The organism is Ralstonia sp. VS2407, from assembly GCF_052950655.1.
On the sequence record NZ_JBRFVG010000007.1, the window covers coordinates 42,381 to 56,984 of the forward strand.

General features: G+C 64.8%; 15 protein-coding genes. 11 read left to right on the plus strand and 4 right to left on the minus strand.

Going from position 1 to position 14,604, the window contains the following annotated elements:
• Window positions 1-16 precede the first annotated feature (16 nt).
• Window positions 17-691 (minus strand): COG4648 family protein, encoded by a 675-nt coding sequence (locus ACU8YE_RS13410; RefSeq protein ID WP_414560153.1) that lies wholly within the window; start codon window positions 689-691, stop codon window positions 17-19.
• 412 nt (window positions 692-1,103) lie between these two features.
• Between ACU8YE_RS13410 and ACU8YE_RS13415 the strand changes: the two genes are divergently transcribed.
• A complete protein-coding gene (locus ACU8YE_RS13415; protein ID WP_004633317.1) occupies window positions 1,104-1,364 on the plus strand; it encodes a phosphopantetheine-binding protein in 261 nt (86 codons plus the stop codon).
• Window positions 1,365-1,418: 54 nt separating this feature from the next.
• Window positions 1,419-2,189, plus strand: coding sequence for a glycosyltransferase family 2 protein (locus tag ACU8YE_RS13420; RefSeq protein WP_045203803.1), 771 nt, complete (start codon window positions 1,419-1,421; stop codon window positions 2,187-2,189).
• 16 nt (window positions 2,190-2,205) lie between these two features.
• Here ACU8YE_RS13420 and ACU8YE_RS13425 read toward each other — a convergent pair whose 3' ends face one another.
• Window positions 2,206-2,784: a TetR/AcrR family transcriptional regulator gene (locus ACU8YE_RS13425; RefSeq protein WP_260803094.1), complete on the minus strand. Its 579-nt coding sequence runs from the start codon at window positions 2,782-2,784 to the stop codon at window positions 2,206-2,208.
• Between the two features lie 330 nt (window positions 2,785-3,114).
• Here ACU8YE_RS13425 and ACU8YE_RS13430 point away from each other — a divergent pair, with 330 nt between their 5' ends.
• The 4 genes from ACU8YE_RS13430 (at window position 3,115) to ACU8YE_RS13445 (ending at window position 6,780) form a co-directional block, all read left to right on the plus strand.
• Complete coding sequence (locus ACU8YE_RS13430; RefSeq protein ID WP_232041910.1) at window positions 3,115-3,696, plus strand: tetratricopeptide repeat protein; 582 nt, start codon at window positions 3,115-3,117, stop codon at window positions 3,694-3,696.
• A 152-nt stretch (window positions 3,697-3,848) separates the two neighbouring features.
• Window positions 3,849-4,682: a hypothetical protein gene (locus tag ACU8YE_RS13435; RefSeq protein WP_045203800.1), complete on the plus strand. Its 834-nt coding sequence runs from the start codon at window positions 3,849-3,851 to the stop codon at window positions 4,680-4,682.
• 274 nt (window positions 4,683-4,956) lie between these two features.
• Entirely contained in the window at window positions 4,957-5,928 is a 972-nt protein-coding gene (locus tag ACU8YE_RS13440; RefSeq protein WP_232041911.1) for an alpha/beta hydrolase, read from the plus strand.
• A gap of 57 nt (window positions 5,929-5,985) precedes the next feature.
• Complete coding sequence (locus ACU8YE_RS13445) at window positions 5,986-6,780, plus strand: hypothetical protein (RefSeq protein ID WP_232041912.1); 795 nt, start codon at window positions 5,986-5,988, stop codon at window positions 6,778-6,780.
• Window positions 6,781-6,796: 16 nt separating this feature from the next.
• Here the strand turns inward: ACU8YE_RS13445 and ACU8YE_RS13450 are convergent, their stop codons facing one another.
• On the minus strand, window positions 6,797-7,306 hold the full coding sequence (locus ACU8YE_RS13450; protein ID WP_232043087.1) for a gluconokinase: 510 nt from the start codon (window positions 7,304-7,306) through the stop codon (window positions 6,797-6,799).
• A gap of 232 nt (window positions 7,307-7,538) precedes the next feature.
• On the opposite strand from ACU8YE_RS13450, the gene ACU8YE_RS13455 reads away from it, so the two are divergent.
• The 5 genes from ACU8YE_RS13455 to ACU8YE_RS13475 all read left to right on the plus strand — a co-directional run bounded on the left by ACU8YE_RS13455 (window position 7,539) and on the right by ACU8YE_RS13475 (window position 13,091).
• Entirely contained in the window at window positions 7,539-9,254 is a 1,716-nt protein-coding gene (locus tag ACU8YE_RS13455) for an AMP-binding protein (RefSeq protein ID WP_232041913.1), read from the plus strand.
• Between the two features lie 705 nt (window positions 9,255-9,959).
• Entirely contained in the window at window positions 9,960-11,252 is a 1,293-nt protein-coding gene (locus ACU8YE_RS13460; RefSeq protein ID WP_446928925.1) for a hypothetical protein, read from the plus strand.
• A 124-nt stretch (window positions 11,253-11,376) separates the two neighbouring features.
• The gene (locus tag ACU8YE_RS13465; RefSeq protein ID WP_260803090.1) at window positions 11,377-11,811 is read left to right on the plus strand and encodes a hypothetical protein; all 435 of its coding nucleotides are present in this window, start codon (window positions 11,377-11,379) and stop codon (window positions 11,809-11,811) included.
• 19 nt (window positions 11,812-11,830) lie between these two features.
• Window positions 11,831-12,514: a cysteine peptidase family C39 domain-containing protein gene (locus tag ACU8YE_RS13470; RefSeq protein ID WP_433866258.1), complete on the plus strand. Its 684-nt coding sequence runs from the start codon at window positions 11,831-11,833 to the stop codon at window positions 12,512-12,514.
• 43 nt (window positions 12,515-12,557) lie between these two features.
• Window positions 12,558-13,091: a hypothetical protein gene (locus ACU8YE_RS13475; RefSeq protein ID WP_446928926.1), complete on the plus strand. Its 534-nt coding sequence runs from the start codon at window positions 12,558-12,560 to the stop codon at window positions 13,089-13,091.
• A gap of 1 nt (window position 13,092) precedes the next feature.
• On the opposite strand, the gene ACU8YE_RS13480 is transcribed toward ACU8YE_RS13475, so the two are convergent.
• Complete coding sequence (locus ACU8YE_RS13480; protein ID WP_232041917.1) at window positions 13,093-14,403, minus strand: transporter; 1,311 nt, start codon at window positions 14,401-14,403, stop codon at window positions 13,093-13,095.
• Between the last annotated feature and the right edge of the window lie 201 nt (window positions 14,404-14,604).

Sequence of the window (14,604 nt, forward strand, 5' to 3'; positions counted from 1 at the left end):
TTGAGGGCGTGTGGGTTCAGCGGGAGCGCTCTGTGGCGACGGGTGTGGCGTGCCCGGATTGCTGCGATTGTCGATAGGCGCGTACCGCATCGAACAGACTGGAGTGTGGCTCGCCGCGCAGCACGATGCGGCGGCACAGGTATTCCGCCACGAACATCGCGCCCACCAGCGGCAACGACAGGTAGTTCGCAAACGTGGACCACGTTACGGTCGAGGCCGCGGCAAATAGCAGCGTGGACACGGCGGCGGTTGCCAGGAAGAACAGCGTCCATGCGAGTGTGACCCGCCGCGAGTAGCGCGCGATGCGAGGCGTGAGCGTGCCGTGCACCATGTGGGCAAAGCGCGTGCACAGCGGCTCGCGTCCTGCCACCAGCGTGCGGCCGAAAACGTAGGCCATCATCAGGTTGAAGCTTGCATGTTCTGCGTACAGGCCCCAGTCAAAATGCGCCGCCAGCGGCGCGCGGGCCGTCCACAGCATTCCGCAGATGAGCAGCCACAGCGGCAACAGCCATGCCCGATGCGCGGAACGTGTGGCTGCGACCAAGGCAATTGCCAACGGCGGCACGAGCGCCATCGCCAGGCCTATGCCATGCGCGCCCGGCGTGGCCGCTGCGTAATGCGCACCGGCCTGATACGCCACGACCGCGCCCACGCCTGCTGCGCCCCGCGCAAAGCGGGTCAGTCGCGGCATGGCAGGGCAAGGTGGGAGGAGCGGCGCTGCATGGTGATCGTCGGTCGGTGCGGCAATTTCATCGTAGGGCGGAGCACATTCTAGGGCCCCGGGCCGGTCTCGCCCGAACCGGCGCCGGCGTGTTTGTAACCGGATGTACGGCGGCCGGCCGGCCCTGCCGTCGCGTCTGTTGCCGCTTTGCGGCGCCCCGCAAGCCGTTGAATCGTTTGCGTCACTTCGGGCAGGCGCCGCCATCTGCGGTCTTTGTCACGGTTTCGCGCTATACGGGGTGTGACCCTTCGTCTAGAATCCGCGTAGCTTAAACGACCCCCTTTCACAGGCTGGGCTGGACAAGGCAGGGGCTTCGGGCAAGGAGATCGTTGCGGGCTCTGGCCGCAATCCCCGCTGCACGCCGCCTGTGGTTGCAAGACCGATGAACGACCTGGAAAAAGAGCTCGCCGCGCTCATGATCGGCGAACTGAATCTCGAAGACATTCAACTCGATGCCCTGACCGCCGACACACCGTTGTATGGCGAAGGGTTCGGGCTCGATTCCATCGATATCCTCGAAGTGGCGCTGCTGATCTCGAAGAAATACGGCTTTGAGCTGCGCTCGGGCGATCCCGATAACCAGAAAATCTTCGCCTCGCTGGGCTCGCTCGCGGCCTACGTGGCAGAACACCGCACGCGATAGGCTCGCGCCAGCGCCCGACGCATTCCGTTTTCAACGTTTGGCCGGACCGACGCCATGCCGATGACCGGCGCTTCCACTTCGCACCTCGTTCTGATTCCAAGCTACAACCCAGGCCCCAAGGTTGACGACACCGTGCGCAGTGCGCGCGCGCAGTGGAACCCGGTCTGGGTGGTGGACGACGGCAGCACCGACGGCAGCACCGAACGTCTGCAGGCGATGGCCGCGCAAGACCCGGGGCTGCGCGTGATTGTGCTGCCGCGCAATCGCGGCAAGGGCGTGGCCGTACTGGCCGGGCTGGAAGCCGCCGCCGCGGCGGGCTTTACCTACGTGCTGACCATGGACGCCGACGGGCAGCATCCCGCCAACCTGATCCCCGAATTCATGGCTGCCTCGCAGGCGGCGCCCGACGCGATGATCCTCGGCCAGCCGGTGTTCGACGCAACGGCGCCGCAGATACGTGTGCACGGCCGGCGCCTCTCCAATGGCTGCGCAGACATCGAGACCCTGTGGGCCGGTATTGGCGATACGTTGTTCGGCTTTCGCGTCTATCCGATTGCACCGCTGGCCGAGATCATGCGCCGGCATATATGGATGCGCGGTTTCGATTTCGACCCGGAAGCGGCGGTGCGCCTGTGCTGGGCGGGCGTGCGTCCGGTCCGGCTGGCGGCACCGGTGCGCTACTTTCGCGCACACGAGGGCGGTGTGTCGCATTTCCGGTACCTGCGCGACAACATCCTGCTGGTCGGGATGCATCTACGCCTGGCGGCTGAGGGCATGCTGCGCTTGCCCTCGATGATTGCGCGACGGGTGCAGCGCGGCTGGTAGCCTGCGGCGGCCGGGTTTAGACCGCTTCGGTGGTCGCCCTGGCCTGGTTCAGAAGGGTTTCTGCGGCCTGCCAGGCCTGTGAAGCGGCGGACGGATCGCCAATCGCGCGGGCGTCGGCCGTGGCGCCTGACAGCAGCATCACATACACGCCCGCGAGCTGCCGCGCCGTATTGGCGGGCACCACATCCTTGAGCAGCGTTTCCATCATTGCCAGCAGATCGTCGCGGTAGCGCACTGCCACGTCGGTCACCTTGGGGCAGGTGGCGCCAAACTCCGCCAGTGCGCGCTCGAACAGGCACCCTGCAAACTCGGGGGTGCGGAACCACGTGCCGTACCAATCGAAGATGCCCTTGAGGCGGGCAGTGGCGTCGGGCATGGGGCTGAGCGTCTCGGCAATGCTGCCCATGACGAAGGTATAGCGCTGCTCCAGCACTTCCTTGATCAGATCTTCCTTGCCGGCAAAGTGCCGGTACAGCGTCATCCGAGCGACGCCGGACTCGTCGATGATCCAATCGACGCCCACGGGGTGAAAGCCGTGCTTGGAAAACAGCTCGCCGGCCTTGTCCACCACCTGTTGGCGCTTACTTGCGCGCATTGCTACCTCTCTTGGTTGCCGAGCCGCATCTTAGCATCGGCCCCTTGTTGCGACCTTGGCGGCTTGCCCCGAAAACGGTCGGCTGCAGCGTGTTGTTGCTTCGTCAGCTTTACGCTTTGATAACACAACGGCACACGCTTCACGCTAAAGTAGACCGATCTATATCATGTGCTCGCAAATCCTGCGGGGGCGCGGAAGAGAAAGCGTTGCGCAGCCGATCTGGCGGCTGCCGGTTTTGCGAACGGGATCGCAAAAACGACCGGCACCGACCTGACTGCCAGCGGAGTTTCTCTCCAATCAACAGCAACAATAAAAATGAGGGTCAGGCGAATGCGGAATCGTTTGCTGATGTTGGGGGTCGTGTCACTGCTGGCAGCGTGTGCCCAGCCGCAGCCGCCCAGCGATGTGGTGCGGGTGTGCGATGACCGCGGCTGTGCCGATCGGCCGAAAGCCCAGGTGGCGTTTGATCAGGCAAATATCCCCGACGAAGATCCGCGCATTGCCGCACTCAAGGAAGTTGCCAAGCGGGAGCCCAAGGCCGCGTACGACCTGGGCCTGCGCTATTTCCGCGGCGACGGCGTCCGCCAGGACAGCTACCAGGCGCTGAACTGGATGCGCGAGGCTGCCGAGCACGGCAACCTGCAGGCGCAAAAGGCGCTCGGCGCGTTCTACCTGTTCGGGCTGGAAGAGATGGGCTCCGACCCGCGCGAAGCTGAAAAATGGCTGTCGATTGCCGTGAGCCGCGGCGACAAGGAATCGAAGAAGCTGCTTGAGCAGGCACGCGCGGCCAAGAAATCCGACGAAGACGACTACAAGTGGCGCACGCAATGGCGCAGCACTTACTACGGCTATTGGTATTCGGGTTATCCGTACCTCGGCGTCTGGCGCCAGACGAGCTGGTACTGGTACTGAGCAGACGCCGCAGTCATCCGCTTCAAAGCGTTTCAAGGCCGTTCGGGGAGGGGGAAAGCCTGTTGCACACCCCGTACGCCTGATCAAGGGGGGCTTATTGAGTCGCAGGACGCATAAGCCGAACATCGACTCAATGTGAGCCACACAACAATATGAAAACCAATCTTCTCAGCCGCACTGCCAAGGCCGCAGGCGTAGCACTGATCATCTCTTCCCTGGCTGCGTGCGCAGGCGGCGGCATGGTGACGCCGGGCGGTCAGAACGCCGGCGTGAGCGGTGCTGCAGCCGGCGGCTCCAGCGTGGGTGCAGACCCGACGCTCGAGCGCTGCGCCTCGCCGCTGGGCACCATTGCCATGGATGATGGCCGCAATGCCGACTGGTACGGTCAGTTCGGCAGCGCCACCAAGGTGACGACCATCGACCCGCTGCTGCGCATGGCCGTGCAGCAATCGAACTGCTTCGTGATCACGTCGATCGGCAACCAGAAGACCGACGCACGCCTGTCGCGCATCACCGATCTGCAGCGCAACTCCGGTGAATACCGTGCCGGCTCCAAGCAGCAGAAGGGCCAGCGCGTGGCGGCTGACTACTACATGGAGCCGCAGATCATCATCAACGACTCGCCGATCGGCGGTGTGGCGGGCGCCGTGGGCGGCCTGCTGGGCAACAGCGCCATCGCCGCGCTGGCCGGCAGCGTGAGGTCGAAGGCTTCGGTCGTGACGCTGACGCTGTTTGACGTGCGCTCGGCCGTGCAGATCGCAGCTGCGGAAGGCAGCTCGACGGCGACGAACTATGGCGCCGTGCTGGCCGGCTTCGGCGGCGGCGTGGGCGGCGGTCTGGCCGGCTTCTCCAGCACGCCGGAAGGCAAGGCCACGGTGGTCGCCTTTATCGACGCGTGGAACAAGATGGTCGTCGCGTTGCGCAGTTACAAGGCGCAGGACGTCAAGGGTGGCCTGGGCCGCGGCGGTCAGCTCAAGGTCAACTGATCGGGCTCAACGGGGCCGGCACTGAAAGGGGACTTCAGCGCCCCAAGGTGCGAAAGCAAAAAGCCTGCGGCGGTTGCGTCGCAGGCTTTTTGCTTTTGAAGCGGGGGTGCGCTCAGCGCGCGTCTTTCGGCTTGTCGCCCTTGGGCAGGCTTGCTGCTACGGCTTGAGAGACGGCGTTGCCCCATGGGGACACTCGCGTCCAAGCAGGGTGGGAACCGATTGTCTGGGCAGCGCTTCCTCGCTAGCCTGAGACTTTGCAGCGGAGGGTTGCGCGATGAGCTGGCAGAACTGGGTCGTCTCAAGGATGGTGCGCAACCAGGTCAAGAAGCCGACCGAGCGGGAACCCTTCGACCCCATTGCGACCCGCCTGCACGCTGAAAAGCGCAAGATGCCCGTACCGGTCGAGCTGCCGCCGGACTGGCGCATCGTGCCGGCCCATGGCGCCGGCGGCGACGGCCTCACCGGCGAATGGATCGAGCCCGCTGATCCCGACCTGCATGCCGATGCGCCCGTCGTCCTTTATCTGCATGGCGGCGGCTATTTTTTCTGCAGCCCGCGCACACATCGCCCGATCACCATTGGCCTCGCCACGCATGCGCGGGCCCGCGTGTGCGTCCCGGACTATCGACTGGCACCCGAACATCCGTTTCCAGCACCGGTGGAAGATGCGCTCTTCACGTATCGCACGCTGCTTGCGCAGGGCGTGGCGCCATCGCGCATTGTGGTGGCCGGCGATTCCGCGGGCGGCGGGCTGGCGTTGGCGCTGCTGGTGGCCTTGCGCGATGCGGCTGACCCGCTGCCCGCCGGCGCGGTGCTGTATTCGCCGTGGACGGACCTGGCAGCCACCGGCCAGAGCCTGATCGACAACGATGAATCCGACGTGATGTTTCGCGGTGCCTGGATGGCGCACGGTGCGGCGTTGTACCTGGGCGATTCGGGCGCGCCGACCGACCATCCGCTCGCCTCGCCGTTGTATGCCGATTTCACGGGCCTGCCCACGCTGCACTGCTATGTCAGCACCAGCGAAGTGCTGCGCGATGACACCCTCCGAATGGCCGAGCGCGCGAGGGCTGCCGGGGTATCCGTTTCGGTAGAAATGGGGCGGCGGCTTCCGCACGTGTGGCCGATCTTCTATCCTTTCCTTCCAGAGGCGCGCGCAGCGCTCAAACGATCGGGCGAGCAGATCAGGCGATTGGTTGCCGCCCAGCATGAGAACCGAGAACCGGTGGAACTGACACCGGCATGACCCAACCGATGGCGGCCCTGCGTAGCCCGGTCGGGATGCGCCAACGGGGAGCCCAGCATGCGTCGGGTGGTGGTATTGGGGTTGGTGCTGGCCGCGGCGGCCGGCGCCTGGCAATGGAGTCGGCTGCATCGGCTGAGGCTGGCGGATGTGCGTTTTGCGCCGATCGAAAACGTCGCCGCCGCGACAGGCACTGCGGGCGGCCCCGCCTTCAATGCCAACAAATCGCACTGGCTCAAGGCGTGCGACCAGGCGCTCGGCCCGATGCGCGTGGAGGTGCGCGCCACTGAAACGCCGCTGTCTTTCTCCAACGATCGCTCGGTCGATCAACTCACCGCCGAAGCGCCGCCGTACGACCGCTCAGCGCGTGTGCTGGGCAAGACGTACGCGACGCTGGTCGCACGTTTCGACGTCAACAGCCGCTACATGGCTATCGCCACACAGCCGGCTACGACCTGCCTGCGGCCGTCCATCTCGGTGGAGCTTGTACTGAACAACTTCCGGGTGACGGTGGCGCGCGAATTTGCGCCGGGCACTTGCGCGTACAACGCCATCCGCGAGCATGAGTTGCGGCATGTGGCCGTCAACCGAGCGGTGCTGCCGCACGCCGCCGAGGTGATCCGCAAGGAGATCGAGAGCGAATACGGCGGCCGGCTCTATTTTGGAGACCCAGACCGCATTGCCGCAGATCTGCAGGCAGCGCTCACGCGCCATTGGCTGCCGCGCGTGCAATCGCTGATCGAACTGGGGCTGCAGGCGCACGAGCAGATCGATACGCCGCGTGAGCAGGAGCGCATGAGCCGCGTGTGCAACGGCGAGGTGCAAGCCGTGTTGCAACAACTCAGGCGCGGCTAGCGCTGATCGGGCAGGTTCAGGCGGCCGGGCGGTGCGCGGCGCGAGCCTGCAGTTGCGTGACAGCCTGGTCGACGATGGCTTCGGGCGGCAGCGCGATGTCGACGATGACTGCGTCGGTGGGCTCTTCCAGTGCCTCGAACTGGCTGCGCAGCAGGTTCGGGTTGAAGAAGTGGTCTTTCCGTGCAGCCAGGCGGCTTTGCAGCAGATCGAAGTCGCCCTTCAGATAGACGAACTCGGCATTGCCGGCGGGGCCGCGCAGCACGTCGCGGTAGCGTTGCTTGAGCGCGGAGCAGGCAACCACCAGCGATTGTCCGGAGCTGGTCTTCTCATCCATGTAGGCGCGGATGGATTCGAGCCAGGGTTTGCGGTCGTCATCGTTCAGAGGGATGCCGGCGTGCATCTTGGCGCGGTTGGCCTCGGAGTGGAATTCGTCGCCATCACGGAAAGCACAGCCGAGCCGCTCGGCAATCTTCTGGCCCACCGTGGATTTGCCGCAACCCGAAACACCCATCACTACTACGATCATCGTCATTCCCTACGTGCAAGAAAGCGCAAAACGTCAGGCCGGCATGTTAGCGCGTTGATGGCGGCATCCACCGATTTTTGCTGCTGCAGCGCAGCAATTGTTCCGGGTCATTGTTCGTCCGGCAACGGATTGCCAAATACGTCAAGCTGCGTCAAATTGCGGTGGAAGCATTGGTTACAAATCATTCAGAACAAGGCCCCAAAAAGGCCAACGTTGATTGGAGGAGACATCCATGGCTGGTGAGGTTTTCGACGCGCGACCGCGCAACGGTGTGTCGTATGTCGTGGGCGATACGGCGGTGCCGCTGGCGCACGTGACGGTCTCGGCGTTGCTGGCGGAAACAGTACGCCGCTGCCCCGACGACGAGGCGGTTGTGTTCCGCGAACAGAACGTGCGCTGGACGTGGCGTGCCTTTGCCGAACAGGTCGATGCGCTGGCCGCCGGCCTGCACGCGCTGGGGCTCGAACGGGGAGACCGCATCGGCATCTGGTCGCCCAACCGCGTCGAGTGGGTGCTCACGCAGTTCGCGACTGCGCGCCTGGGGCTCATCCTCGTCAACATCAACCCGGCATATCGGCTATCGGAGCTGGAATACGCGCTCAACAAGGTCGGCTGCAAGGCCATCGTGGCGGCCGAGGCGTTCAAGACCTCGCGCTATCTCGAAATGCTGCAGACGCTCGCGCCCGAACTGGCGACCGCGCAGCCGGGCGTGCTGAACGCGGCCAAGCTGCCGGCGTTACGCTGGGTCATCCGCATGGGCGAGGCCGAAACGCCCGGCATGCTGAACTTTGCCGACGTCATTGCGCGCGGAAAAAGCGTACCCGTTGATGCGCTGGATGCCATCACGACCAGGCTGTCGCCTGACGACGCCATCAATATCCAGTTCACCAGCGGCACGACCGGCGCGCCCAAGGGCGCCACGCTCACGCATGTCAACGTGGTGAACAACGCGCGCTTTGTTGCCATGGCGATGAACCTGCAAGAGGGCGATCGGCTGTGCATTCCCGTGCCGCTGTATCACTGCTTCGGCATGGTCATGTCGGTGCTCACCTGCACGGCCACGGGCGCGTGCATGGTGTTTCCGGGCGAGGCGTTCGATCCGCTGGCCACACTGCGCACGGTGGCGGAAGAACGCTGCACGCAACTGCACGGCGTGCCGACGATGTTCATCGCGCAGCTCGATCATCCGGATTTCAAGAGCTTTGACGTATCGACGCTGCGCGGCGGCATCATGGCCGGATCGCCTTGCCCTATCGAGGTGATGAAACGCGTGGTGTCGGAGCTGAACCTGCGTGAAGTCACCATCGCGTACGGCATGACGGAGACGAGCCCGGTGTCATTCCAGAGCGCCGTAACGGACCCGCTCGACAAGCGCGTGACCACTGTCGGCCGTATCCAGCCGCATCTGCAGGTCAAGCTGGTGGATGGCGCGGGAGAGGTCGTGCCCGTGGGCGAAAAGGGCGAGCTGTGCACGAAGGGCTATTCGGTCATGCTCGGCTACTGGGACGACGAGGCCAAGACCGCCGAATCCATCCACGACGGCTGGATGCGCACGGGCGATCTGGCAACGTTCGATGCCGAGGGCTACTGCAACATCGTCGGCCGCGTGAAGGACATGCTCATCCGCGGCGGCGAGAATGTGTATCCGCGCGAGATCGAAGAATTTCTCTTCCGGCATCCGAAGGTGCAGGCCGTCAACGTGTTTGGCGTGCCCGACCCGAAGTACGGCGAAGAGGTCTGCGCGTGGATCGTCCTCAAGCCCGGCCAGCAGGCCACGGAAGATGAGATTCGCACGTTCTGTCAGGGCCAGATCGCCCACTACAAAATCCCGCGTTATATCCGCTTCGTCACCGAGATGCCGATGACGGTGACGGGCAAGGTGCAGAAGTTCGTCATGCGCGACCGCATGATCGAAGAACTCAAGCTGACGGTGGCCGCCACGGCCTAAAACCGGAGCTTGCGGTTTCGCCGCTGAAATGCCAACCGGTTGCGCGCGGCTTTTCGTTGCCTTGACGATGCTTGCCGCGCGCAGCTTTGTTCGCCTGCCTGGGCAACGCCCGGGGTAAAAACCGAGACACGTTTCCCGCGTGCGTCTTGCTGATAGGGGGCACTCGCAGTCAAACGGCCACATAAGGCCGCGTGTTCGCGATGTGCATGCCATCGAGGCGCGCAACACGACGCGACGTGCGCCACGGCACGCTCACCCGCCGGCGACCCACCGCTCACGCAATGTGAACGACGAGGCGGCGGTGTATCACGCCTGAAACACCCACCCAATCGTCCGTCTCAAACATCTTCGCTGCGCGCATGCGTGCGTGTGGTTTGCGTCTTCGCGCGAAGGTCATGCGTGCCATGGCTGCCATGCGTGACACGACGGTGTATCGGTGCCGCAACCGAAAAGGCGCCAACAGCCCCCCAAAAGTTGCATGTGTCGACACGATTGCGTGGCACGGCGCGCGCCCATGTATGCGCGTGCCGGTGAAACTTTTGCGTTTTCAAACGCTTAGAACACCCGTGTGGGGCGGGCCGGGAAGTTGGCACCGATTATGCAAACGAGCCGCCCCGGGGTGGGTCATGTTTTTCCCACAGGCAGAGCGCGCCGGCCTCACTGGCTGCGTTTCCAGCCGTCCCTCTCACCTTTATGGAGTGCGTTATGAAGAAGACCTTACTGGCCACCGCGATCGCCATGGGATTGGGGGTCTCTGGCGTTGCATTGGCCGACATCGGGAACACGGCGTCCGGCGCGGGTGACAAGACCCAAACCAATACGTCAACCATCAACAGAACCAACACCAGCACAGACACGACGACGAACACCGCAACCACCACAACCACCACGGCAACCGATAACTCGAATCAGCACAACAACCAAAGCCAGGGCAGTAACCGCGACAACAGCGGCTGGGCCAATGCAGACGGCTATGGCACCGCCGCCGCCAACAACGGCGGTATGGCAACGGCAACATTCACCAACTCCTTTAACACAAGCAAGGCAATTGCAGTTTCGAAGCTGGATGGCACCGTCACCAACATCAGCGTGTCGGGCATCGGCAACGTCGCCACCAACAATGGCGGCTCGGCCAATGGCGGTGCGGGCGGGCGTGGCGGATACGGCTACGGCGGCACAGGCGCTGGCGGCAATGGTGGCGCTGGCGGTGCAGGCGGCAGCGGTGGCGCGGGCGGCAGCTCGGGCAGTGTCACGCACGGCAGTGCGACCAACGGCGGCGCAGTGGCCGGCAACGGTGGCAATGGCGGTGGCGCTGCAGGCAACGCAGGCGGCGGTGGTAGCGGCGGCAGTTCCGGCACGCTGTCGGCGAGCCTGGGCGCGGGCCTGGGTGGCTTGGCAGGCAGCGCCAGTGCGGCGGGCGGTGGCGCTGGAGGCAGCGGCGGCGGTGCCGGTGGCTCCAATGGCGGTGACGCCAATCACCATCACGGCTCAGGCTCAGCAACGGGCGGCGCTGCAGCCGCGGCCGGCGGAAACGGCGCGGCGGGCGGTAACGGCACCAGTGGCAGCTCCACAGCGTCTGGTGGCGCAGGCACTGGCACGAGCGCGGCCACCGGCACCAGCACGGGCGGCGCAGCAGGTGCGGGCGGTGCAGCTACCAACGTGGCCGGCAATGGCGGCGCAGGCGGCAGCGCGACCAACGGCAGCGCAACCAACGGCGCGGCGTCGTCCACAGCAGGCAATGGCGCTGTGGGTGCAGTCGGTGCGGCCGGCGGTGCAGGCGGCGTGGGCAATGGCGGTGTCGGCAACGGTGCGGTGGGTGGCACCGGCGGTGCAGGCGGCACAGTCGTGGTGGACGCAGGCACGTTCAACATGTCCAACGCCATGACCAGTGTCGGCCAGTCCGCTGCCGGGGTGATGATTGCGAACCAGAACAGCGGCTTTGCATCTCTCGTCCAGCAAAGTGTCAACGTGCAGGCCAACCTGAATGTCGGCCATTGAGTCGACATCGGGTGTGAGCGGGGAAGTGCCGCTGTGCGTGCGGTGACGTTGCGCGCATGGCGGTGGACAGGGCCGGACCGCATCCGTGGTCCGGCCCGCAGTTGGAGCGTATAGGAGACATTCGATGCGATCCGACAGAAGAACCACAGCAGGATGGGCAGCATGGTGGTTGGCATGCGGCCTGGCAGGGTGGCCAGCGGCAGCGGCGATGGCGGCGGACGATGCGTCCATCGCAGACGGTGCTCAGACAGCCAATACGGAAGCGGTGCGTCCCCCGGTCGCCGCGGCCGTGTCGGTGCCTGGGTTCGGTCATGCGGTGGGTGCAGATCGGCTCGACAGCTATCGCGGCGGCACGCAGGATCTCTACCAGACCGTCAATGACGCGCGCCTGTCGGGCACCGTGAGCGACAACGCCGCCGTGAACGTGGCGACGGGGTCGAACATCGTGCGCGACGGCTCGTTTGCCAACGCCAGCGGGATCCCCACGGTCATCCAGAACAGCGGAGCGAACGTGCTGATCCAGAACGCCACCATCGTCAACGTGCAGTTCCGGCCTTGAGTTCGTTGTGAAGGACGGAATGATGCGCAAGGCGTGCGGTGCAGTGCTGATGGCACTGATGTGCGGGCCCGCGTTGGCGGGCGCGATCGACATGCTCGGCACGGGCGGCGGCACGTATGCCGTGCCCGTGACGAGCATGAAGGCCGCGCGCTATCTGCGCACCGTGCATCAGCGCTTCGACTTCAGTTGCGGGTCGGCCGCAGTGGCGACGCTGCTCACGTATCAGTACGGTTATCCGGTGAGCGAGCAGGCTGTGTTCCAGGCCATGTACGAGCATGGCAACCAGGAGAAGATCCGGCGAGAAGGCTTTTCGCTGCTCGACATCAAACGCTATCTGCAGTCTGTGGGCTTTGAGGCCGATGGTTTCGAGCAGCCGCTGGATGCATTGAAGGACGCCCACTTGCCGGCCATCGTGCTGTTGACCGAAAACGGCTATCACCACTTCGTGGTGGTCAAGGGCGTGCAGGAAGGGCGCGTACTGGTGGGCGATCCGGCCATGGGCACGCGTGCGATTCCGCGTGCGAGTTTCGAGAGCATGTGGGACAACCATTTGCTGTTCGTCGTCCACAACCGCGAGGCGGGGGCGACGTTCAATGCCGCATCGGATTGGCGCGTGGCACCGCGTGCGCCGCTGGAGGAGGGCATGGACCGCAGTGGCCTGGGAAACATCGTCGTTCCCAAGCACGGTCCTTCCGACTTCTGAGCATCGTCTGCATGGCAGTCCGGTCGTCCGGCAGGAGGGCATCATGAAGCGGTTTGGCAAGATGGCGTGGGCCGGCTGGTTTGCGCTGGCTGCGGCCGGGCATGCGTTTGCGGCCGGCATGGATGGCATGGGTGACAATCCCGTCCATGCTTGGCACGCCGTGTCCGAAGACAAGCTTGACGACATGCGCGGCGGGTTTGATGTGCCCTCGCTCGCAGGGCTGCGCATCTCGTTCGGCATCGACCGGGCGGTCTACGTCAACGGCGATCTGGTGGCGAGCGCATCGGTCAACATCCCCGATGTGGCACGCATGACGGCCACCCAGGCGCAGCAATTGGCCTCGGTGGTCAACACGGTCAACCTCGTGCAGAACGGCCCCAACAATGTCGCACCGCCCGATGTGAGCGCGGGCGCGGCAGCGGCGGCCACGGTCATCCAGAACAGCCTGAACAACCAGACGCTGCAGGCGGTGACGACCATCAATGCGGCGGTCAACAGCCTGCCGCAATTCCGTCAGATGAATCTCGCCAACGTGCTGCAAGGCGCGTTGGCCAACGTCGCCACCACTCTGCACTGAGTTAGAACTGGATCGGCAGGCGAAGCGTGACGGTCAGGTCCGGCGTGTCGCGCGTCAGGCCTGCCCCCACCGACAGATTCAGCGACATCTTGGGCGAGAGGCGGTACGAATATCCGACCAGCAACGTCCCCAGAATTGTCCGCACCGAGCCCGGCACACGCTGGCCGTTCTGCTTGGTCGGCGCGATGATGCTCTGGTCGTAGCCAATCGAGAACGATGCCTTTTCGTTCAGCGCCAGCCCCATGCCGAAGTTCAGGCCGATGATGTCGCCGGCTTTCACGTTGCCCAGGAACTGCTGTGAGCCGTCCACCAGGTTCAGGCTGACGTCCTTGCGCTCGAAGTTGTGCAGGTAGCTGATGCTGCCGAAGAACACGGCCGGGTCTGTCGGGAACAGCCACGTCAGCCCCGGCTGTACCGCGAAGAAGCCCGAGCCCGTGGGCTGCTGCAGAGGCAGGCCGGTGCCCGTGGTGTTGCTCACGCAGCGCGTCACGCAATCGGTGGTGACTTCAAACGGATCCTTGCCGGTGCGTGTCTTGAAGCGCAGCCAGCCGATGTAGAACGGCTTGTCGACGCCGCCCGCATTGATCTGGTAGCGCGCGGTCAGTTCCACATCGCCAATGCCGCGCCCATGCGAGCTGAAGGCGTTGTCTGTCGCGGTGCCGGTGAACAGTTCGCGGCTGACGGTGTCGCTGGCGCTGTAGACATAGGGCACGCGCGCTTCCAGTTCCCAGCGCCGTGCCAGGCCGTAACGCAACGCAACCGTGCCCGTGAGCGTGGTGGTCTTGACCTGCCGTACGTCGATCAGCCCGATCAGCAGCGCGGGGATGATGGTGTAGCCCACCAGCGCCACGCGGTCGGACGACGAATACGCCATCTGCAATGACGGCTCGACGACGACCTTGCCCGGCGGTGTAAGCGCGCTGGGCTCATCGAAGATCTGCGCGATGCGTGGCGGCCGGTCAGGCGGCTCCGGCGGTTTGCCGACAGGCGTGGTGCCGGGCTGGTCGTTCTGCGCAATTTGCGATGCGTCGCCTGCCGCGCCAGGGGCACCGGCACCGCGCACGGTGTCGAGGCGGCCATCGCTCATGCCGAGCGCGCGCCGCATGCGCCGCAAGTGCGTTTCCTGTTGCTGGATCGAGCGCTTGAGTTCCTGCAGGCGCGCCTGCGTATCGGCAAGCTCGCGCTGCAGCGCTTCCAGGCTAGGTGGCTTGTCGTCCACCGGCTCGTTGGTCTGTGCAAGTGCCGACCTGCCGCACAGCAGCAGGCATGCGCACGCAACCGCGCGAAGCGGCCCCCATGGTGCGTTCTTCATGGCAATGTCCCCGTCGAGAGCGCCCTGTCCACGAAATGCGGATGGGCCCTTCACGATTTCCCCCGGGTGGCGTACTGCGGATACCACTATAGGCGAGCGGTCGTGAAACGACAGGGCGGAGCCGTCCACAAAATGGACGAGGCCGAACTGCCCGTTTGGTGGATCGCTCAGGCAAGAAAAAAGGCGCCCGAAGGCGCCTTG